This is a genomic window from Pseudomonas sp. MYb2 (genome assembly GCF_002979955.1).
Taxonomy (GTDB): Bacteria; Pseudomonadota; Gammaproteobacteria; order Pseudomonadales; family Pseudomonadaceae; genus Aquipseudomonas.
On sequence record NZ_PCQC01000002.1, the window covers coordinates 281,426 to 301,787 of the forward strand.

The following is a 20,362-nucleotide window of genomic DNA, read 5'->3' on the forward strand; positions in this document are numbered from 1 at the left end:
TCACTTCTACAGGGGAGCGGTGGTGGTCTTAATGATTGATGTAAAAACAATAAAAGGTGCAGCCATGCCCGCTATCCGAATTGGCATCAACCCGATCTCCTGGAGCAACGACGACTTGCCGTCCCTCGGTGGCGAGACGCCGCTGAGCACCGCGCTGAGCGAAGGCAAGGAGATCGGCTACGAAGGTTTTGAGCTCAACGGCAAGTTTCCCAAGGATGCCAAAGGCGTCGCTGACGTGCTGCGGCCTTACGATCTGGCGTTGGTCTCCGGCTGGTATTCCAGTCGTCTGGCGCGGCGTTCGGTGGCCGAGGAAATCGACGCCATCGGCGGCCACGTCGAGCTGCTGGCGAAGAATGGCGCCAAGGTGCTGGTCTACGGCGAGGTCGCTGACTCGATTCAAGGCCAGCGCATTGCCTTGGTCGAACGCCCGCGTTTTCACACCGAACAAGCGTGGCAGGCATACGCCGACAAGCTCACTGAGCTGGCGCGTTTCACCCTGTCGCAGGGTGTGCGTCTGGCGTATCACCACCACATGGGTGCCTATGTGGAATCGCCGTCGGACATCGACAAGTTGATGGCACTGACCGGCAGCGAAGTCGGCCTGCTGTTCGACTCGGGCCACTGCTACATGGGCGGCGGCGAGCCGTTGCAGGTGCTGCGCAAACACATCGAACGCATCTGCCACGTGCATTTCAAGGACGTGCGCAAACCGGTGGTGCAACTCGCGCGCAATAACCTCTGGAGTTTCCCCGACTGCATCATCAACGGCACTTTCACCGTGCCGGGCGATGGCGATATCGATTTCGGCGCGTTGCTCGATGTGCTGCTGGCCGCCGATTACCACGGTTGGTTGGTGGTCGAGGCCGAGCAGGATCCCGCCGTGGCGCCGAGTTATGTCTACGCGAAAAAAGGCTTCGACACCTTGCGTGCGCTGCTCGATGAGAGGAGCCGCTGATGAGCCTTCTGGTCAAGAGTAACGGCCGTGGCCGGACAGTGGTCGAGTTGGCCAAGGGTGAACTGGAATATGTCGGGTTCGCCGCGTATCGCTTGAGTCTCGGCGAAACCTTGCCGGTCGCTGCTGGCGATAAGGAGTTGTGTCTGGTGCTGCTCAGCGGCCGTATCGGCCTCAAGGGCGAAGCGCCGGGGCAGGGTGCGTTCGACTGGGACAACCTCGGCGATCGGCAATCGGTGTTTGAAGACAAATCTCCGTTTGCCGCGTATTTGCCGCCCGGCAGTCAGGCGCAGGTGACAGCACTCAGCGACGTGCAAATCGCCGTATGTGCCGCGCCCGGTTCGCCGGACAAGGGTTTCGGCCCACGGCTGATCAAGCCCGACAACATGAAGCGCAGTGTGCGTGGCAAAGGCGCGAACACCCGTTACGTCTGCGACATCCTGCCGGACACCGAGCCTGCGCATTCGCTGTTGGTGGTGGAGGTGCGCACGCCGTCCGGGCATTCCTCGAGCTACCCGCCGCACAAGCACGACACTGACGATCTGCCGCACCAGAGCTTTCTCGAAGAAACCTATTACCACCAGATCAATCCGCCGCAGGGCTTTGTGTTCCAGCGCGTGTACACCGACGACCGCAGCATCGATCAGGCCATGGCCGTGGAAAACAGCGACCTGGTCGTGGTGCCCAAGGGGTATCACCCGGTCAGCGTGCCGTATGGCTACGAGTCTTATTATCTGAACGTGATGGCCGGGCCGAAACGGGTCTGGCAGTTCCATAACGATCCTCAGCACAGTTGGCTGCTCGACCTCTGAATTCCAGCACTTGCACGGAGAACAACAATGAGCGACACCCCGGTTTTAGGCCATTACATCCACGGCCAGGTGCAGGACAGCGGCAGCGAACGCTTCAGCAATGTGTTCAACCCGGCCACCGGTGCGGTGCAGGCGCGGGTCGGGCTGGCCACTGAAAAAACCGTCGACGAGGCAGTGGCCTCGGCGCTGCAAGCGTTCCCGGCGTGGTCGGAGCAATCGTCGCTGCGCCGCTCGCGGGTGATGTTCAAGTTCAAGGAACTGCTCGACCGTCACCACAACGAACTGGCAGAAATCATCAGCCGCGAACACGGCAAGGTGCTGTCCGACGCAAAGGGTGAAGTGACCCGTGGTATCGAGATCGTCGAGTACGCCTGTGGCGCGCCGAACCTGCTGAAAACCGATTTCAGCGACAACATCGGCGGCGGCATCGACAACTGGAACCTGCGTCAGCCACTCGGTGTGTGCGCCGGGGTGACGCCGTTCAACTTCCCGGTGATGGTGCCGCTGTGGATGATCCCGCTGGCGCTGGTCACCGGTAATTGCTTCATCCTCAAACCGTCGGAGCGCGACCCGTCGGCAAGTCTGCTGATGGCGCGATTGCTCACGGAGGCCGGTTTGCCCGATGGCGTGTTCAACGTCGTGCAGGGCGACAAAGTTGCGGTGGACGCCTTGCTGCAACACCCGGATATCGAGGCGATCTCGTTTGTCGGTTCGACACCGATTGCCGAATACATCCACCAGCAAGCGACCGCGCGCGGCAAACGTGTGCAGGCGCTGGGTGGGGCGAAGAACCACATGATCGTCATGCCCGATGCCGATCTCGATCAAGCCGCAGACGCTTTGATCGGCGCGGCTTACGGCTCGGCGGGCGAGCGTTGCATGGCGATTTCGGTTGCCGTCGCGGTGGGCGATGTCGGCGATCAGTTGATCGCGAAACTGCTGCCACGCATCGATCAACTGAAAGTCGGCAACGGTATGCAGGGCGACAGCGACATGGGGCCGTTGGTGACGGCTGAGCATAAGGCCAAGGTCGAAGGTTTTATCGACGCAGGCGTGGCGCAAGGTGCGCAATTGATAGTCGATGGGCGCAACTTCAAGGTGCCGGGCGCGGAGGAGGGTTTCTTCGTCGGGGCGACGCTGTTCGATAACGTCACTACCGAGATGAGCATCTACCAGCAAGAGATTTTCGGCCCGGTGCTGGGCATTGTTCGCGTGCCCGATTTTGCCAGTGCCGTGGCGTTGATCAATGCCCATGAGTTCGGCAACGGCGTGTCCTGCTTTACCAGTGACGGCGGCATTGCCCGGGCATTTGCGCGCACGATCAAGGTCGGCATGGTCGGGATCAATGTGCCGATTCCGGTGCCGATGGCGTGGCACTCGTTCGGCGGCTGGAAGCGCTCGCTGTTTGGCGATCATCACGCTTATGGCGAGGAAGGCATTCGTTTTTACAGCCGCTACAAAAGCGTGATGCAGCGCTGGCCCGACAGCATCGCCAAAGGCCCTGAATTCAGCATGCCCACCGCCAAATAACGTCTTTCTGCGGAGAACCACTGTCATGAGCAAACCCCTGCGTTTCGCCCTGAACCGTATGGTCGCCCCACGCCTGTCGCTGCCGGCATTCATTGAACTGGCGGTGACCCTGAAAGCCGACGCCATCGAGATTCGCAACGACCTCAAGGGTGTCGAAATCGAAGACGGCACCGCGCCTGAGCAAGTGCGTGAATTGTGCGCGGCGAAAGGCATCAACGTGCTGTCGATCAATGCGCTGTATCCCTTTGATGTGTGGAACGACCAGCGTCGCGCGCAAGCCTTGAAGCTCGCCGCGTATGCCCGCGATTGCGGCGCGCAGGGCCTGGTCATGTGCCCACTGAATGATCGTGCCGACGCTCGCAGCCAGGCCGAACGCGCGGCGGGTTTGCGCACCGCGTTGTCTGAGCTGGCACCGATGCTGCGCGATCACGGCATCCTCGGTTTCATCGAACCGCTGGGTTTCGAAGAGTGCTCGCTGCGCCGTAAATACACGGCAGTGGAGGCGATCAAGGCTGTGGGCGGCCTGGATGTATTCCGCTTGGTGCATGACACCTTCCACCATCATTTGGCCAGGGAGCAGGCGTTCTTCCCCGAGCTGACCGGGCTGGTGCATATCTCCGGCGTCGAAGAGGCCGACGCCCCGCTCAATAGCATTCGTGATGGTCATCGCGTGCTGGTGGGCGAGGGCGACATTCTGGGGAATGCCGCGCAGATCGAGCAACTGCTCGCCAGTGGCTACGACGGCTACCTGTCATTCGAGCCATTCGCCGACAGCGTGCATGGCCTGACGGATATCCGCCAAGCCATCGGCGCCAGCATGGCTCACCTGCAAAATTCCCTGACCTGACAAATCCCCCTGTAGGAGCTGCCGAAGGCTGCGATCTTCTGATTTTGTTTTGGAAGATCAAGATCAGAAGATCGCAGCCTTCGGCAGCTCCTACAGGGGGCGAGGTGTACTTTTTGAAGGATCGGTTATGACCACAACAAGATTGACCATGGCTCAGGCCCTGGTGAAATTCCTCGATAACCAGTACATCGAGGTCGATGGCGTAGAAAGCAAATTCGTCGCCGGGATTTTCACTATTTTTGGTCACGGCAACGTGCTGGGCCTCGGCCAGGCACTGGAGCAGGACAGCGGTGACTTGATCGTCCATCAGGGCCGCAACGAGCAGGGCATGGCGCATGCCGCCATCGGTTTCGCCAAGCAGCACCTGCGTCGCAAGATCTACGCCTGTTCCTCTTCGGTCGGCCCCGGTGCGGCCAACATGATTACCGCTGCCGCCACGGCTACTGCCAACCGTATCCCCTTGCTGTTGTTGCCCGGCGATGTCTACGCCTGCCGACAACCCGACCCGGTGCTGCAACAGATCGAGCAGTTCCACGACTTGAGCATCAGCACCAACGATGCCTTCAAAGCCGTGAGCAAATACTGGGACCGCATCAACCGCCCCGAGCAGTTGATGACGGCGGCGATCCACGCCATGCGCGTGCTCACCGATCCTGCCGAAACCGGCGCGGTGACGCTGGCCTTGCCGCAAGACGTGCAAGCCGAAGCCTACGACTACCCTGATTATTTCCTGCAAAAACGCGTGCATCGCATCGAGCGTCGTCCGGCCACCGAAGCGATGCTCGGCGATGCGCTGGCGCTGTTCAAAGGCAAGCGCAAACCGTTGATCATCTGTGGCGGCGGAGTGCGTTACTCCGGGGCCAATGCGGCGTTGCAGGCGTTTGCCGAACGCTTCGACATTCCTTTTGCAGAAACCCAGGCCGGCAAGAGTGCGGTGGTCTCCAGCCATCCGCTGAACGTTGGCGGCATCGGTGAAACCGGCTGTCTGGCGGCGAATCTGCTGGCCAGAGAGGCCGATCTGATTATTGGTATCGGCACCCGTTACAGCGATTTCACCACGGCGTCGAAGTCGTTGTTTCAGCATCCGGAGGTGCAGTTTCTCAACCTCAATATCAGCCCCTGCGATGCGCTGAAACTCGACGGCGTGCAGTTGCTTGCCGACGCCAAAAACGGCTTGCAGGCGTTGTCGCAAGCACTGGGTGAATACCGTTCGAGCTGGGGCGAGCAACCGCGTCAGGCCAAGGCGCAACTGGATGAGGAGGTTGATCGGATTTATCAGGTCGACTACCAGGCCAAGGATTTCGTCCCGGAAATCAACGACCACATGGATCCGGCGGTCTTGCGTGAATTTATCGAGCTGACCGGGTCGTGCCTGACCCAAAGCCGCGTGCTCGGCGTACTCAATGAGACTCTGGCCGACGACGCAGTGATCGTTGCCGCCGCCGGCAGCCTGCCCGGCGATTTGCAGCGCAGTTGGCGCAGCAAGGGCGTCAACACCTATCACGTCGAATACGGCTATTCCTGCATGGGTTACGAAGTCAACGCCGCGCTGGGCGTGAAGCTCGCCGAACCTGAACGCGAGGTCTACGCACTGGTCGGTGACGGCTCCTACATGATGCTGCACTCGGAGCTGGCGACCTCGATTCAGGAGCGGCGCAAGATCAACGTCGTGCTGCTGGACAACATGACTTTCGGTTGCATCAACAACCTGCAAATGGAACACGGCATGGACAGCTTCGGCACCGAGTTCCGTTTCCGCAATCCCGAGACCGGCAAGCTCGACGGTGGTTTTGTGCCGGTGGATTTCGCCATGAGCGCGGCGGCTTACGGCTGCAAGACCTACAAGGTCAATAACGTCGAAGAGCTGCAAGCGGCGCTGGCCGATGCGCGCTTGCAGACGGTGTCGACGCTGATCGATATCAAGGTGCTGCCGAAGACGATGATCCACAAATACCTGTCGTGGTGGCGGGTCGCAGTGGCGCAGGTGTCGACCAGTGCGCGCACCGATGCGGTGGCCAAGACCCTCAATGAACGACTGGCCAAGGCCCGTCAGTACTGATTGCCCCTGAATCCAGGAATAATTTCGCAGGAGAGTGTCCATGACTTTGAAGATTGGCGTTATCGGTACCGGGGCCATCGGCCAGGATCACATCCGTCGTTGCAGCCAGACCTTGCTCAACAGTCAGGTCGTCGCTGTCACTGACATCAATTTGCAGCACGCGGCGAAAGTCGTTGCCGATCTGAAACTGACTGCCGAGGTCTATCCCGACGGCCATGCGCTGATCAGGGCGCCAGAGGTCGAGGCGATCCTCGTCACGTCCTGGGGGCCGAGTCACGAAGAGTTTGTGCTGGCAGCGATTGCCGCCGGCAAACCGGTGTTTTGCGAGAAGCCGCTGGCGGTGACTGCCGCCGGCTGCCGCAAGATCGTCGAAGCCGAGGTCGCCCACGGCAAGCGTCTGGTGCAGGTCGGTTTCATGCGGCCGTACGATGAAGGCTATCGCGCGCTCAAAGCGGTGATCGACAGCGGCCAGATCGGTGAACCACTGATGCTGCACTGCGCGCACCGTAACCCGAGCGTGGGCGAAAACTACAAGACCGACATGGCGATCACCGACACGCTGATCCACGAACTGGATGTGCTGCGCTGGTTGCTCGACGACGATTACGTGTCGGTGCAAGTGGTGTTCCCGCGCAAATCGAGTAAAGCACTGGCGCATTTGAAAGACCCGCAAATCGTCCTGCTGGAAACCGCCAAGGGCACGCGTATCGACGTCGAAGTTTTCGTTAATTGCCAGTACGGCTACGACATTCAGTGCGAGGTGGTGGGCGAGACCGGCATCGCCAGGCTGCCCGAGCCACAGCAGGTGCAAATGCGCAGCGGCGCGAAGCTGTCGAACGCGATTTTGATGGACTGGAAGGATCGCTTCATTGGCGCCTACGACGTTGAGTTGCAGGCCTTCATCGACAGCGTGCGCGCCGGGCAAATCGGTGGCCCGTCGGCGTGGGATGGCTTCGCCGCAGCGGTCGCGGCGGATGCGTGCATCGAAGCGCAAAACAACGGGCAGATCGTCAAAGTCACCCTGCCAGAACGGCCACGTTTCTACGGCTGATTGATCGTTCCCACGCTCCGCGTGGGAATGCATCCCGTGACGCTCTGCGTCACAACGCGGACGCCGAGCGTCCATTGATGCGTTCCCACGCAGAGCGTGGGAACGATCAAGAAGGAGTCGAATCATGCGTATCGGACTTGTCGGTTACGGCCATGGCGGTCGCTTTTTTCATGCACCGCTGCTCAGCAGTCTGCCCGGTGCGACCTTTGTCGGTGTGGTCACGCGCTCCGCCGAACGCCGGCAGTTGCTCGCCACTGAGTATCCCGGCGTGCCAGCCTTCGACAGCATTGGCCAACTGGTCGAGGCGGGCGTGGATGTGCTGGTGATTTCCACGCCGCTCAAGGGCCGGCCGGCGCTGGTACTCGATGGCCTTGAGCACGGGGTGATGGTAGTCAGCGACAAACCTTTCGCCGCCGATGCGCAACAGGCGCAGACCTTGATCACCATGGCCGAGCGCCAGGGTGTGCGGCTCAGCGTTTATCAGAACCGTCGCTGGGATTCCGATTTCCTTACGGTGCGCAAACTCATCGAATCCGGTGCGTTGGGGCAGGTCACCCGCTTCGAGTCGCGGGTCGAACGCTACTCGCCGCCATCGGTGAACAACGGCAGCGGCGGAGGTTTTCTGCGCGATCTCGGCAGTCACCTGGTGGATCAGGCGCTGCTGCTGTTCGGCCCGGTCAGCCGGGTGTACGGCGAGCTGGATCACCTGGAAAAAGAGCAGGCCTACGACAGCGGTTTCTTCGTCTCGCTGACCCACGCCAGCGGGGTGATCTCGCACTTGGGCGGCAGTTGCCTGCAAAACAGCCCCGGCCCGCGCTTTCGCGTCACCGGCACGCAGGGTTGCTACAGCGTCGATGGCCTCGACGGTCAGGAGGCTCAGGCGTTGGCCGGGCTTTCGCCGAGATCGGCGGGCGAACGCTGGGGTGTCGAGGAGCATCGCCGGTGGGGCTGGTTCGAACAGGGCGAGATTCGCGAGCGAGTGCCATCGGAGCGCGGCTGCTGGAATCAGTTCTATCTGCAGCTACAAACCGCGTTACACAGCGGCGGCCCATTGCCCGTGGAGGCGCGTGATGCACTGGCAACCACCCGTGTTCTGGACGCGGCACGGCTGAGTGCCGAGCGTGGCCAAGTGGTCGATTTGCAGGCGTTCGGAGCGCCTGGAGCAAATTTAGAATAAAATTCTAAAATGAGTTGAATTGGAATTAAATTTCCAATAATGTCGTTTCCAGGTTGCCGACTATCAACGTCCAGCCTCGCTCAAGCCAGGCTTGAACGAGGGCAGGGCGAACCAAAAACAAGAAACAAAAGCCAGGTACCGTCGATGAAAACCTTTAACGCTGCTTCGCCTGTTTCACGCCTCGCGCTCCACCTCTTTCGCGATCTGCCTCGCGCCTCGTTGCATTTCTTCGTTCGCCTGCTCTGCGTCGAGCGCAACGGCGCCCTGGTCTGCTGCATCCCCGGCGCCCCGATCGTCCGTTTGCCCGTTCACTGAAATCGTCCCGCCTCATCCATAAAACCAACAAGAATGTGGAGAAAGACCTTTCATGAAGACCCCGATCCGTTTCACCGCACTGGCCCTGTCCCTGATGTTCGCCAGCGGCGTGGCATTGGCCGACATGCGCATCGGCGTAAGCATGTCGCAGTTCGATGACACCTGGCTGACGTACCTGCGCGAATCCATGGACAGCAAGGCCAAGTCCTACCCCGATGGCGTCAAGCTGCAATTCGAAGACGCGCGCAGCGACGTGGTTAAGCAGTTGAGCCAGGTCGAAAGCTTCATCAGTCAGAAAGTCGATGCCATTGTCGTCAATCCGGTGGATACCGCAGCGACCCGCAAAATCACCGAAGCCGCCGTGAAGGCAGGCATCCCGCTGGTCTACGTCAACCGCCGTCCCGATGATCTGAAACTGCCCAAGGGCGTGGTCACGGTTGCCTCCAACGATCTTGAAGCCGGCGAAATGCAGATGCAGTACCTCGCCGACAAAATGGGCGGCAAGGGCGAAATCGTCATCCTGCTGGGTGACCTCGCCAACAACTCCACGACCAACCGCACCAAGGGCGTGAAAGAGGTCCTGGCGAAATATCCGCAGATCAAGGTTGAGCAGGAACAGACCGGTATCTGGCTGCGCGATAAAGGCATGACGCTGGTCAATGACTGGCTGACCCAGGGCCGCAAGTTCGACGCGGTGGTCTCCAACAACGACGAAATGGCCATTGGCGCCGCCATGGCCTTGCAACAGGCCGGAGTGGACAAGGGCAGCGTGCTGATCGCCGGTGTCGACGGTACGCCCGATGGTTTGAACGCCATCAAGAAAGGCAGCATGGCCGTGTCGGTGTTCCAGGACGCCAAAGGCCAGGCTGACGGTTCCATCGACACTGCCGTGAAAATGGCGAAAAACGAAGCGGTGGAGCAGAACGTCTGGGTGCCGTATCGCCTGATCACTCCGGAAAACGTCGACACCTTCAAATAGTCCGTCGGTTCAATAACAACAATAAACACGCAAGGTGGCTGCGGCGACCTTGCTGATGGAGTACCTGATCATGTTCGCTTCAGCGACTGCTTCGAGCACCCTCCCGTTGGCGGGCATCCCGCCAGCAACAACTCTCGTCGATGAGCCGTACCTGCTGGAAATCAGCGACATCAGCAAGGGTTTTCCCGGTGTGGTGGCCTTGTCCAATGTGCAACTTCGCGTGCGTCCTGGGTCGGTGCTGGCACTGATGGGCGAGAACGGCGCAGGCAAATCGACGCTGATGAAAATCATCGCCGGCATCTACCAGCCCGACGCCGGCGAACTGCGTCTGCGCGGCAAACCGGTGGTGTTCGAAACACCGCTGGCGGCGCTGCAGGCGGGGATCGCGATGATCCACCAGGAACTCAACCTGATGCCGCACATGAGCATCGCCGAGAACATCTGGATCGGTCGCGAGCAGCTCAATGGCCTGCACATGATCGATCATCGCGAGATGCATCGCTGCACCGCGCAATTGCTCGAGCGCCTGCGCATCAACCTCGATCCGGAAGAGCAGGTCGGCAACCTGAGCATCGCCGAGCGACAGATGGTCGAGATCGCCAAGGCGGTGTCCTACGACTCCGACATCCTGATCATGGATGAGCCGACCTCGGCTATCACCGACAAGGAAGTCGCGCACCTGTTTTCGATCATTGCCGACCTCAAGCGGCAGGGCAAAGGCATCATCTACATCACTCACAAAATGAACGAAGTGTTCGCTATCGCCGATGAAGTGGCGGTGTTTCGCGATGGCCAATACATCGGCCTGCAACGCGCTGACAGCATGGATGGCGATAGTCTGATTTCAATGATGGTTGGCCGTGAGCTGAGCCAGTTGTTCCCGGTGCGAGAGAAGCCGATCGGCGACCTGTTGCTGTCGGTGCGCGAGCTCAAGCTCGACGGAGTTTTCCAAGGTGTCTCGTTTGATCTGCATGCCGGCGAAATCCTTGGCATTGCCGGACTGATGGGCTCCGGGCGCACCAACGTGGCTGAAGCGGTGTTCGGGATTACCCCAAGCGACGGCGGCGAGATTCGCCTCGATGGCGAGGTGGTGCGCATCACCGATCCGCACATGGCAATCGAGAAGGGCTTCGCGCTGTTGACCGAGGATCGCAAGCTCAGCGGTTTGTTTCCGTGCCTTTCGGTCCTGGAAAACATGGAAATGGCGGTGCTGCCACATTACGCCGGCCACGGTTTTATCCAACAGAAAGCCCTGCGCGCGCTGTGCGAAGACATGTGCAAGAAGCTGCGGGTGAAGACCCCGTCACTGGAGCAATGCATCGATACCTTGTCCGGGGGCAATCAGCAGAAAGCCTTGCTCGCGCGCTGGCTGATGACCAATCCGCGCATCCTGATTCTCGATGAGCCGACCCGAGGCATCGATGTCGGCGCGAAGGCCGAAATCTACCGACTGATCTCGCTGCTGGCCAGCGAAGGCATGGCGGTGATCATGATTTCCTCGGAGTTGCCCGAAGTACTCGGCATGAGCGACCGCGTGATGGTCATGCACGAAGGCGATCTGATGGGCACCCTCGACCGCAGCGAAGCGACTCAGGAACGGGTGATGCAGTTGGCTTCGGGCATGGCGCTGCATCACTGACAGCCGTTGTGACCTGATGGCGGATTTTTATTTTGAAGGTGGGTGGTTATGAACGCGATACTGGAAAACAAGCCAGCGACGGTGCCGACCAAGAGTCGTCGGCGCTTTCCGACTGAACTGAGCATTTTTTTGGTGCTGATCGGCATCGGTCTGGTTTTTGAGGTGTTCGGCTGGATCGTCCGCGACCAGAGTTTCCTGATGAACTCGCAGCGCCTGGTGCTGATGATCCTGCAGGTGTCGATCATTGGCTTGCTGGCCATTGGCGTGACGCAGGTGATCATCACCACGGGCATCGACTTGTCTTCGGGTTCAGTGTTGGCGCTGTCAGCCATGATCGCCGCCAGCCTGGCGCAGACCTCGGACTTCGCCCGGGCGGTGTTTCCGTCGCTGACGGACTTGCCGGTGTGGATTCCAGTGATCGCCGGGCTCGGTGTCGGCTTGCTGGCGGGCGCGATCAACGGCAGCATCATTGCCATCACCGGCATCCCGCCGTTCATTGCGACCCTCGGCATGATGGTCTCGGCTCGCGGTCTGGCGCGGTATTACACTGAAGGTCAGCCGGTGAGCATGTTGTCCGACTCCTACACAGCGATTGGTCATGGCGCGATGCCGGTGATCATCTTTCTGGTGGTGGCGGTGATCTTCCACATCGCCCTGCGTTACACCAAGTACGGCAAATACACTTACGCCATCGGCGGCAACATGCAGGCGGCGCGGACTTCGGGGATCAACGTCAAGCGCCATCTGGTGATCGTCTACAGTATTGCCGGGTTGCTCGCAGGCCTGGCTGGCGTGGTTGCCTCGGCGCGTGCCGCCACCGGGCAGGCGGGAATGGGCATGTCGTATGAACTGGATGCGATTGCCGCAGCGGTCATCGGCGGCACCAGTCTGGCGGGGGGCGTAGGGCGCATTACCGGCACCGTGATCGGGGCGTTGATCCTCGGGGTCATGGCCAGTGGCTTTACCTTTGTCGGGGTGGATGCGTATATTCAGGACATTATCAAAGGATTGATTATTGTTGTGGCCGTGGTCATCGACCAGTACCGCAACAAGCGCAAACTCAAGCGCTGATACCGAAGCAAACCGCAAAATGCGCCACGCCTGCCCGCGTGGCGCAGCCGTTTGTCTTCTATATACAGCCGCTTGACTGAATTTCTTGCTATAAACGCACTCCGATGACCGCTGTGAAGCTTGTGTCAGAGCAGTTTCCGGGCGTTGTCGGACAAATTCCCAGTATTTACAGTTGCTGAGGCCTCAAGTCGGCCTTAGACTGCCGCCCCTCGTAAATTGAGTGCCGGGTGGCATTTGCAATAAACGATGCCTTTTCGATGACCGCACGCGGATCGCCGAAACGCTCCCTAATTCGCCTTAATGCACGTTTTTTTATAGAGATATCAATGACAAAGGACAAGTTGCTGGCCATGCCGGCAGATGACTACATGAATTCCGAACAACACGCTTTCTTCACTGAGCTGTTGCAGAACATGAAAGTCGAAACCCACGAGCGCATTGAGCAAAACCGTATCGCCATCGAGAGCCTGGACACTCCGGCCGACCCGGCGGACGCGGCTTCGGTTGAAGAAGAGCGCACCTGGCTGGTCAACGCGATCGATCGCGACCAGCGCATGCTGCCGCAACTGGAACAAGCCCTTGAGCGCATCAAGGAAGACAGCTTTGGCTGGTGCGACGACAGCGGCGAGGCCATTGGCCTGAAGCGTCTGCTGATCAGCCCGACCACCAAATACTGCATCGAAGCTCAAGAGCGTCACGAGCAGATCGACAAGCACCAGCGTCAGGCCTGATTCTGTGAGGTGCCCCTTTAATCAGGGGCGCCTGGAAAAGATCGCAGCCTTCGGCAGCCCCTACAGAGGGTTGTCGGGGCTGCGATCTTTGCTTTTTTTCGCCTGCGATATTCCACGCGGTTCATTGACCTGCCACAGCCCCACGACTAACGGACCATGGATAATGGCGTTGTAGTGGCGTTTAATGCAGTCACAACAATGAGAACAAGCGTGGGGTGTTGATATGACGAGAGATGGATCTCTGGTTGCGGCTTTGCCTGCACCAGTGTTTTTACCGAAAAACCGCTGGCTCGCACCGACGTTGCAAAGCATCGCCCTGATGCTGTTGCTCGCCGGCATGACACTGGGTGAGTGGTCGCTTTACCTAGGCATGCCGTTGGCAATGCTGGTCATCTGGCTGCCGCGCCTGCGTTCCCGTACTGTCACCGATGCCGCGCCTGTCGACACTGGCAACGCCATGTCCGAATTGACCCGTGACCTTTCCTATACCACCAGCCATAACGCGTTGTCGGCGGCCGGTGTGGCGTTTTCGGTCAAGGAACTGGCGAGCAAACTCGAATCGCAACTCGATGCGGCGGCACGGATTGTCAGCAACGCCGAGGTGATGATTGCCACTGAGCAGGCCACGTCGCAGCTCAGCCGAGAAGCGCTGGAGGCCGCCAGCGAAGCGCATCACAGCAGTGCGGCGGGGCGTACCGAACTGGCCGATTCGATCCTGCGGATGCAACAACTCAGTCAGCGCGCCAACGCCAGCCGTGAACTGATCGAAGCCTTGAGCGTGCGCAGCGATGACATTCAACGCGTGACGCTGGTGATTCAGTCGATTGCCAGCCAGACCAATCTGTTGGCGCTGAACGCGGCGATCGAAGCGGCGCGGGCCGGCGAGCATGGCCGTGGTTTCGCTGTGGTGGCGGACGAGGTGCGTGGTCTGGCGGCGCGCACGGCATCGGCGACGGGCGAGGTCGGCGAGATGGTGGCCGACATTCAGCAGCGTACGGCGCAAGTGGTCGAGCAGATTCGCCAGCTGTCGAGCGATTTGCACACCGGCGTCGAGCAGGTCGAGCACACCGGCCAGCACCTGGACAACATCGCCCGACTGGCGGCCGGCGTGGAAAGCCAGGTCGGCGAAATCGCCCGAGGTGCACAAACCAACCGTGAACAGCTCGACAGCTTGTTCAAGGCCGTGGAGCAGATGCGCAGCGATCTGGCGATCAGCGATCAACAGACCCGGCGCCTCGCTGACGCAGCGGTGCAGATGGAAGGGCAGGCGGAGACCATCAGCGAGCGCCTCGCCGAGGTCGGTCTCGATGACTATCACCAGCGTATCTACGACCTCGCACGTGAAGGCGCGAACCAGATTGCGGCGCGCTTCGAAGCGGATGTCGAGCAGGGACGGGTCAGCCTGGAGGATCTGTTCGATCGTCAGTACCAGCCGATTGCGAATACCCAGCCAGCGAAGTATCAAACCCGTTTTGACCGCTATACCGACCAGGTGCTGCCGGCGATTCAGGAACCGTTGCTACCGCGCCATGAGGGCCTGGTGTTCGCGATCGCCTGCACGCAGCAGGGTTATGTACCGACGCACAATCAACTGTTCAGTCAGCCATTGACCGGTGATGCGCAGGTCGACGCGGTCAACAATCGCACCAAACGCAAGTTTGCCGACCGCACCGGCATTCGCTGCGGCAGTCATCAACAACCAGTGCTGTTGCAGACCTATACCCGCGATACCGGCGAGCTGATGCACGACCTGTCGGTACCAATCCTGGTCAAGGGGCGCCACTGGGGCGGATTGCGCTTGGGCTACAAACCGGAAAATCCGCGCTGATCGATTGTTACTGAAGGTGCAATGAATCTGTGCACGAGGGTTGCTGTTTTCTTTCGACAGAAAGCATTAATCTGCCTAGATAGTTAGGTAGCTAATGAATTCGTGAGGTCAGCATGCAATCAAGAGTCGATGTCGCGGTGATGATCGGCAGTGGCGTGCCCGCCGGTCTGCGCGCATTGGGTCAAAGTGTCTGTTGGGTCGTGCTGCTTGATGGCGAGCGGTGCGGAACCGCATTCGCCAGTCGCGACGAAGCCGAGGAGTGCAAGGCTGCCTGGCTCGCGCAACTGCAAGCCGAGCCGGGCGAAAGCCTGCACTGATCCGGTTTACTTGCCGCGGTGCAGACGTACGTTCAGTTCATCGACCATCACGGCTTCCTCGCCGTCGGCGCGCAGCCACTCCTTGAGCAATTGCGCCTGTTGCGGCGTCCAGAAGTCGGCATCGATCAGTTTGGTCTCGGCAGCCAGCGGATGTGCTTCGATGAAGTCGTCGATTGCGCTGTCTTCCGAAGGCAGTCCCAGTTGATCAAACAGGGTTTTCAAGTCGTATGCAGGCAGTTCCATCGTGTGCTCCTTATTGAGCGCCCTATGGCGCAGATGATCACTCTCTTTATCTGAGGCAGTCGCTGGCGCGGAGTTCGATTTGTGATTCAAGCGAGCGAGCGAGGGCGCAGGCTTCGTTATGATCCTCGCGGAAACCTCTTACAAGTCCCGTCGATTTTCCCTGATGTGAAAGAAGGCGTTGCCGGCAGGGATTACCTGAAAACGTGGGGTATGGGCGTATTGCCCGGCGCTGGACAGTTCGGCCATCCCGTTCACGTGCAGGACGAGGGGAGACTTTACGCGGGCGTCAGCGGGCAGGGCGAAGTGAGTCAGAGTGCACATATGAAGTCCTTTTCATGAGGCGGCCGGTATTTACAGGCCGTTTCGGGTAGTCGTAATGAGCATCGCTGCTCTAGAATCGCCAGTACCTGTTGACGACAGCGCTTATCTAAAGCAATTTTTCACGAGCGATATGTCGGAAAAGAGCTTTTTTTCGTGAGAATTTTCCCTAAAGTTCGTAGTCAGCATTCTCTGTGCACAAGTAAGGAATTTTCCTTCGAGTTTTGGCGACATCGAGGCAAGTTTCGCGGGTGACATTCCAGTAGTCTTGCGAACCTCGCGATGATTGAGCAGTCTGCTCGGTTCGAGCTTTTCATTTGAGTCACCGGCAGTTCCATCGGCCTGGCCGTTTTTTTGCCGTGCGCGTTTTCCCGCGTACGGTTTTTTCAGATGTGGGGATGTTTCTTTGGCAGTCAGTAACCTCGATATGCATGCTTTGTTCGTGCTGGGTGATTTGCGTGCAAAGCTGGTCAAGCAGTTTCAATCGCGTTTTGTTTACATCACCGAGCAAAACGCCGAAGGCATTTACGTTGCCGAAATCGATACCGAAAGCGCTTTGGTCGTAGATGACAAGCCCGGGCTCAAGCTCAAGGTCGGCGATCATTTCAGTGCCTCGGTCCTGCCCAGCCGTGAAGGCGGCAAGATGGATATCCGATTTCGCGAAATCAAACTGACGGTCTATGGCCTGGGCGACTACGCTTTTGTCTCGACGGCCGATGGTCAGGCGATTCTGTTCAAGGAAGGGCACAGTGTCGTAACGGTGTTCGCCGCCAATGAACAACTGCAGGAAGGCCTGACCAAAACGCTGAAAGCCGTCACCGCCAAAGCCGCCAAGTGGCGCAAGGGCGAGCTGGTGACCTTCAAGGCCAGCGAGTGAGCGCAGCATTGAGCCGCGCCGATTTCCATTCGCAAAACTTCGATACCGCGCGTGCGCAAGCCCGGCGCCTGTTCGCGGCGAAGGCCGAAATGCAAGGCGCGTGGCTGAGTTGGGTCGCCTCGCAGATCTACACGTTGCGTCCCGCGGCATACGCCAGCATGGTCAGACGCGAGCTACAAAGCTTGCAGGAAAAATCTGAAACATAACCTCGTCACGCGCAGGCACCTGAAAAAGCAGGAACCTCGGCTACAGTCAGTTGACTGAGTATTCAGAGGCTTGCGGTCTTCTGTCAGGCCATCCTGCCATTGCTGTGAACAGCACGAGGTGCAATGCATGAACGGATTTCGACGGTTAATGGCCGCCAGCGTGGTCACACTCGGATTGCTGACGTCAGCGCAATCGGTGATGGCGGCACAAGCGCCGATTCATTTTGCCGACCTGAACTGGGAAAGCGGCAGCCTGATCACCGATGTCCTGCGGATCATCGTCGAGAAGGGCTACGGGCTGCCGACCGACACGCTGCCGGGCACTACCATTACTCTGGAAACCGCCCTGGCGAACAATGACATTCAGGTCATCGGCGAGGAATGGGCAGGGCGCAGTCCGGTGTGGGTCAAGGCTGAGGCTGAAGGCAAAGTGGTCAGCCTGGGCGATACGGTCAAGGGCGCCACCGAGGGCTGGTGGGTGCCGGAATACGTGATCAAGGGCGATCCCGCCAAGGGCATCAAGCCGCTGGCACCGGACCTGCGCAGCGTCAGTGACCTGAAAAAATACAAGGATGTGTTCAAGGATCCCGAAAATCCGAGCAAGGGGCGTTTCCTCAACAGCCCGATCGGCTGGACGTCGGAAGTGGTCAACAAGCAGAAGCTGACGGCTTACGGCTTGCAGGATGACTTCACCAATTTCCGCAGCGGTTCGGGGGCTGCGCTGGATGCCGAGATCAGCTCTTCGATCCGTCGTGGTAAACCGGTGCTGTTCTACTACTGGTCGCCGACGCCATTGCTCGGCAAATTCAAACTGGTGCAACTGCAAGAGCCGCCGTTCGATGCCGAGGCGTGGAAAACCCTGACCGACGCCGATAATCCCAATCCGAAACCGACCCGGTCGCTGGCGTCCAAGCTGTCGATTGGCGTGTCAACGCCGTTTCAGAAGCAATATCCGCAGATTGCCGAGTTCTTCAGCAAGGTGGATTTTCCGATCGAACCGTTGAACAAGGCGTTGGCGGACATGAGCGAGAAGCACTCGGCGCCACGGGAGGCGGCAGTGGCATTTATGAAGGCCCACCCGGACGTGTGGCAGGCCTGGTTGCCGAAGGATGTGGCGGAGAAGGTTTCGGCTGATTTGAGGTAAAGGGTTGAGGCTGATGGCCTCATCGCGAGCAGGCTCACTCCTACATTTGGAATGCATTCCCCTGTAGGAGTGAGCCTGCTCGCGATGCTTTTAAAACTTCATCTGCACCGCCAGTTCGAAGGTGCGCGGTGTGCCCAGGTAATACGCCGGCGAAACATGCGCAAACTCGGCATACACCTCATTGGTCAGATTGCGCACCCGCCCGGTCACGGTGGTGTGTGCGTCGACCTTGTAGCTGAGGAAACTGCCGAACAACGTGTAGGACGGCACCGTCATGGTGTTGGCAGTGTCAGCAAACACCGATGCCACATACCGCGCATCCACCCCACCTTGCCATTGCGGCGAAAAATCATAAGTCAGCCACAGATTGCCGACTCGATCCGGTACGTTGGTCGGCGTATTGCCCTTGCGTGACACCACCACGCCGGCAGCATTTTTCTCGGTGAAGTCGTCGTACTGCGCATCGACCCAAGCGAAGTTGCCTTCGGCCAATAGCTTGTCGGTGATCCGCAGCGAACTGGCGATCTCTAAGCCTTTCGAGGTCTGCTGGCCGACTGGAATGCTGCTGGTCGGGTCCAGCGGATCAGTCACGGCGAAGTCCTTGCGCTCAATGGTGTACGCCGCCACGGTCGCCGAGCCGCGGCCATTCAGATAATCGAATTTGCTACCCATCTCCCATTGCTTGCCGGTCGAAACGTCGAAGTCCTGCGTGCCATTCGGTTGCTCGGCGGCGGTGCTGTATTGCACGTAGACGTTGGCCGACGGAATGAACTGGTAGGTCAGGCCGGCGCGGCCGGTGACTGGCTCCCAACTGCGCTTGAGGTGCTTGGGGTTGGCGGCGGTCACGGTGCGATGGTTGGTCACGTCGAGGTCAATGTCGTCATAGCGCAGACCGGTGAGCAGCGACAGTTTGTCGGTCAACGCCAAACGGTTTTCCACGAACAATGCCTTGGTGGTGACCTCGTTGGTTTTGTCGCTGATCAATTTGGGGGTGGTGCCGGGAATGTCGTAGAAATGCCCCGGGCGATAATTGTTTGGGTCTACCGTGCTGGCACCTTTGACGTTCAGCGGCGAGTTGGTGGTCTGGTTGACCTTGTATTCGAAGCCACCCGACCACGTCGTATCGAGACCGAACATCGTGTTGTCGTGGCGCAGTTCGAACTGGTTGCCGTTCTGTTCGCCCTGATGCCGCACCTGATACGCGGTTGAGCGGTTCACCGCGCTGTTGTCGGCGTTGTACTGATAGGTCTCGAGGTTGCGGTAGTCGCGCTGGCTGTCGAGGTGATAAAGCGTGTTGCGCAAGGTGGTGCTGTCGTTGATCCGGTAGTCGATGATCGAACGTACCCAGATCGTCCGTTGTTCGTAACGACCGTCCTCGACGTTGTAGTTGTTGAAGCGATTGTGTTTATCGATTTTCAACTCACCTGCCTTGGGGTTGAGCACGGGTGTACCCCAATACGGGCTGTCCTCGTGTTCGTCCTGATACTCCAGCGCCAGGGTGTGCGACAAGTCGGGTGTGAGATCGCTGAGCAACGAGAACGCCACGCTCCAGGCATCGCGTTCCTGACGGTCGATGTAGCCGTTGCTGGTGTTGTGGCTGACGTCGAGGCGCGCGTAGTGCTGCACATCGGCGCCCGGCTCGGTCAGGGCATGGTTGAGGCCAAACGCGGTTTCGGTGGTGTCGTAGGTGCCGTAGCTGACCCGGCCTTCAATTGCCTGTTCATCGCGGGTGGCGAGTTTGGTTACGTAGTTCAGCGAACCGCCGACGGAGCCTGCGCCATTGATCAGCGATGACGGGCCGCCGACCAATTCCACACGGTCGTAGATCCACGAATCAACAGGACGTGCGAGGCCGCCTGAGACATTGATGCCGTTGAACATCTGGGTGATCTGGCTACTGGTGAAGCCGCGATAGGAAACGAAACCGCCAAAACCCGGCGGCGCACTGGCGTTGACCCCGGGCAGGGTATTGGCGGCGTCCTGGAAGTTTTGCGCGCCATGGCGTTCGATGTCGTTGCGGTTGGCGATGGCGACCGAGGCCGTTGTGTCGCGCACGCTCAGACCAAGCCGCGAGGCCATGCCGCTGGACTGGTCGAGGCTCAGACCGGGTTCTGTGCCGGACTCGCCGTTGATGGTGATGGGGGCCAGATCGACGGAGGCTTGTGCCCAGGCGTTGACGGACAGGCAGCCGCACAGGCTCGCCAGCAAAGTGAGTTGTTTCATCATTGAATCCTGAATGCTTGTCTAGGAGTCAGCGCACAGGCAA

General features: G+C 59.4%; 19 protein-coding genes and 1 pseudogene. 17 read left to right on the forward strand and 3 right to left on the reverse strand.

Going from position 1 to position 20,362, the window contains the following annotated elements; all coding sequences use genetic code 11:
• The first annotated feature begins 64 nt into the window (after nt 1-64).
• The 14 genes from iolE to CQ009_RS04235 all read left to right on the forward strand — a co-directional run bounded on the left by iolE (nt 65) and on the right by CQ009_RS04235 (nt 15,308).
• Nucleotides 65-955 (forward strand): myo-inosose-2 dehydratase, encoded by an 891-nt coding sequence (gene iolE / locus CQ009_RS04175; RefSeq protein ID WP_105704963.1) that lies wholly within the window; start codon nt 65-67, stop codon nt 953-955.
• On the forward strand, nt 955-1,764 hold the full coding sequence (gene iolB / locus CQ009_RS04180; protein ID WP_105704964.1) for a 5-deoxy-glucuronate isomerase: 810 nt from the start codon (nt 955-957) through the stop codon (nt 1,762-1,764). The genes iolE and iolB overlap by 1 nt, the downstream gene beginning before the upstream one ends.
• A 27-nt stretch (nt 1,765-1,791) precedes the next feature.
• Nucleotides 1,792-3,294 carry a CoA-acylating methylmalonate-semialdehyde dehydrogenase gene (locus tag CQ009_RS04185; RefSeq protein ID WP_105704965.1) on the forward strand — a complete coding sequence of 501 codons (1,503 nt, stop codon included), beginning with the start codon at nt 1,792-1,794 and terminating at the stop codon, nt 3,292-3,294.
• A 25-nt stretch (nt 3,295-3,319) separates the two neighbouring features.
• On the forward strand, nt 3,320-4,141 hold the full coding sequence (locus tag CQ009_RS04190) for a TIM barrel protein (protein WP_105704966.1): 822 nt from the start codon (nt 3,320-3,322) through the stop codon (nt 4,139-4,141).
• A gap of 127 nt (nt 4,142-4,268) precedes the next feature.
• Nucleotides 4,269-6,200, forward strand: coding sequence for a 3D-(3,5/4)-trihydroxycyclohexane-1,2-dione acylhydrolase (decyclizing) (gene iolD, locus CQ009_RS04195; protein ID WP_105704967.1), 1,932 nt, complete (start codon nt 4,269-4,271; stop codon nt 6,198-6,200).
• A gap of 40 nt (nt 6,201-6,240) precedes the next feature.
• Nucleotides 6,241-7,251, forward strand: a complete 1,011-nt coding sequence (locus tag CQ009_RS04200; RefSeq protein ID WP_105704968.1) for a Gfo/Idh/MocA family protein — start codon at nt 6,241-6,243, stop codon at nt 7,249-7,251.
• 124 nt (nt 7,252-7,375) lie between these two features.
• Entirely contained in the window at nt 7,376-8,428 is a 1,053-nt protein-coding gene (locus CQ009_RS04205; protein WP_105704969.1) for a Gfo/Idh/MocA family protein, read from the forward strand.
• A gap of 144 nt (nt 8,429-8,572) precedes the next feature.
• Nucleotides 8,573-8,743: a hypothetical protein gene (locus tag CQ009_RS30035; RefSeq protein WP_163024178.1), complete on the forward strand. Its 171-nt coding sequence runs from the start codon at nt 8,573-8,575 to the stop codon at nt 8,741-8,743.
• Nucleotides 8,744-8,795: 52 nt separating this feature from the next.
• A complete protein-coding gene (locus CQ009_RS04210) occupies nt 8,796-9,722 on the forward strand; it encodes a sugar ABC transporter substrate-binding protein (protein WP_064389391.1) in 927 nt (308 codons plus the stop codon).
• A gap of 70 nt (nt 9,723-9,792) precedes the next feature.
• Entirely contained in the window at nt 9,793-11,361 is a 1,569-nt protein-coding gene (locus tag CQ009_RS04215) for a sugar ABC transporter ATP-binding protein (RefSeq protein WP_105705069.1), read from the forward strand.
• Nucleotides 11,362-11,409: 48 nt separating this feature from the next.
• Nucleotides 11,410-12,432, forward strand: a complete 1,023-nt coding sequence (locus CQ009_RS04220; protein WP_105704970.1) for an ABC transporter permease — start codon at nt 11,410-11,412, stop codon at nt 12,430-12,432.
• 326 nt (nt 12,433-12,758) lie between these two features.
• Nucleotides 12,759-13,163 carry a TraR/DksA family transcriptional regulator gene (locus CQ009_RS04225; protein WP_008084239.1) on the forward strand — a complete coding sequence of 135 codons (405 nt, stop codon included), beginning with the start codon at nt 12,759-12,761 and terminating at the stop codon, nt 13,161-13,163.
• Nucleotides 13,164-13,767: 604 nt separating this feature from the next.
• Nucleotides 13,768-14,991, forward strand: a complete 1,224-nt coding sequence (locus CQ009_RS04230) for a methyl-accepting chemotaxis protein (RefSeq protein WP_371920152.1) — start codon at nt 13,768-13,770, stop codon at nt 14,989-14,991.
• A 113-nt stretch (nt 14,992-15,104) separates the two neighbouring features.
• Nucleotides 15,105-15,308, forward strand: coding sequence for a hypothetical protein (locus tag CQ009_RS04235; protein WP_105704972.1), 204 nt, complete (start codon nt 15,105-15,107; stop codon nt 15,306-15,308).
• Nucleotides 15,309-15,314: 6 nt separating this feature from the next.
• On the opposite strand, the gene CQ009_RS04240 is transcribed toward CQ009_RS04235, so the two are convergent.
• Nucleotides 15,315-15,551, reverse strand: a complete 237-nt coding sequence (locus CQ009_RS04240) for a DUF2789 family protein (protein WP_105704973.1) — start codon at nt 15,549-15,551, stop codon at nt 15,315-15,317.
• A gap of 46 nt (nt 15,552-15,597) precedes the next feature.
• Nucleotides 15,598-15,872 (reverse strand): annotated as a pseudogene (locus tag CQ009_RS30175) (hypothetical protein).
• Between the two features lie 403 nt (nt 15,873-16,275).
• Here CQ009_RS30175 and CQ009_RS04250 point away from each other — a divergent pair.
• The 3 genes from CQ009_RS04250 (at nt 16,276) to CQ009_RS04260 (ending at nt 18,096) form a co-directional block, all read left to right on the forward strand.
• Nucleotides 16,276-16,746 carry a hypothetical protein gene (locus CQ009_RS04250; RefSeq protein WP_082355425.1) on the forward strand — a complete coding sequence of 157 codons (471 nt, stop codon included), beginning with the start codon at nt 16,276-16,278 and terminating at the stop codon, nt 16,744-16,746.
• Between the two features lie 8 nt (nt 16,747-16,754).
• Nucleotides 16,755-16,952 carry a hypothetical protein gene (locus tag CQ009_RS04255; protein ID WP_105704974.1) on the forward strand — a complete coding sequence of 66 codons (198 nt, stop codon included), beginning with the start codon at nt 16,755-16,757 and terminating at the stop codon, nt 16,950-16,952.
• 127 nt (nt 16,953-17,079) lie between these two features.
• A complete protein-coding gene (locus CQ009_RS04260) occupies nt 17,080-18,096 on the forward strand; it encodes an ABC transporter substrate-binding protein (RefSeq protein WP_105704975.1) in 1,017 nt (338 codons plus the stop codon).
• Between the two features lie 90 nt (nt 18,097-18,186).
• Here CQ009_RS04260 and CQ009_RS04265 read toward each other — a convergent pair whose 3' ends face one another.
• Complete coding sequence (locus tag CQ009_RS04265) at nt 18,187-20,319, reverse strand: TonB-dependent siderophore receptor (protein WP_105704976.1); 2,133 nt, start codon at nt 20,317-20,319, stop codon at nt 18,187-18,189.
• Between the last annotated feature and the right edge of the window lie 43 nt (nt 20,320-20,362).

Bases quoted from the DNA above. Each gene is read 5' to 3' on its own strand.
- CQ009_RS04225 (WP_008084239.1), top strand. From the start codon at position 12,759: ATGACAAAGGACAAGTTGCTGGCCATGCCGGCAGATGACTACATGAAT.
- CQ009_RS04215 (WP_105705069.1), top strand. From the start codon at position 9,793: ATGTTCGCTTCAGCGACTGCTTCGAGCACCCTCCCGTTGGCGGGCATC.
- CQ009_RS04220 (WP_105704970.1), top strand. From the start codon at position 11,410: ATGAACGCGATACTGGAAAACAAGCCAGCGACGGTGCCGACCAAGAGT.
- CQ009_RS04240 (WP_105704973.1), bottom strand. From the start codon at position 15,551: ATGGAACTGCCTGCATACGACTTGAAAACCCTGTTTGATCAACTGGGA.
- iolB (WP_105704964.1), top strand. From the start codon at position 955: ATGAGCCTTCTGGTCAAGAGTAACGGCCGTGGCCGGACAGTGGTCGAG.
- CQ009_RS04205 (WP_105704969.1), top strand. From the start codon at position 7,376: ATGCGTATCGGACTTGTCGGTTACGGCCATGGCGGTCGCTTTTTTCAT.
- iolD (WP_105704967.1), top strand. From the start codon at position 4,269: ATGACCACAACAAGATTGACCATGGCTCAGGCCCTGGTGAAATTCCTC.
- CQ009_RS04230 (WP_371920152.1), top strand. From the start codon at position 13,768: ATGATTGCCACTGAGCAGGCCACGTCGCAGCTCAGCCGAGAAGCGCTG.
- iolE (WP_105704963.1), top strand. From the start codon at position 65: ATGCCCGCTATCCGAATTGGCATCAACCCGATCTCCTGGAGCAACGAC.
- CQ009_RS04210 (WP_064389391.1), top strand. From the start codon at position 8,796: ATGAAGACCCCGATCCGTTTCACCGCACTGGCCCTGTCCCTGATGTTC.
- CQ009_RS04185 (WP_105704965.1), top strand. From the start codon at position 1,792: ATGAGCGACACCCCGGTTTTAGGCCATTACATCCACGGCCAGGTGCAG.
- CQ009_RS04260 (WP_105704975.1), top strand. From the start codon at position 17,080: ATGAACGGATTTCGACGGTTAATGGCCGCCAGCGTGGTCACACTCGGA.
- CQ009_RS04190 (WP_105704966.1), top strand. From the start codon at position 3,320: ATGAGCAAACCCCTGCGTTTCGCCCTGAACCGTATGGTCGCCCCACGC.
- CQ009_RS04265 (WP_105704976.1), bottom strand. From the start codon at position 20,319: ATGAAACAACTCACTTTGCTGGCGAGCCTGTGCGGCTGCCTGTCCGTC.
- CQ009_RS30035 (WP_163024178.1), top strand. From the start codon at position 8,573: ATGAAAACCTTTAACGCTGCTTCGCCTGTTTCACGCCTCGCGCTCCAC.
- CQ009_RS04235 (WP_105704972.1), top strand. From the start codon at position 15,105: ATGCAATCAAGAGTCGATGTCGCGGTGATGATCGGCAGTGGCGTGCCC.
- CQ009_RS04200 (WP_105704968.1), top strand. From the start codon at position 6,241: ATGACTTTGAAGATTGGCGTTATCGGTACCGGGGCCATCGGCCAGGAT.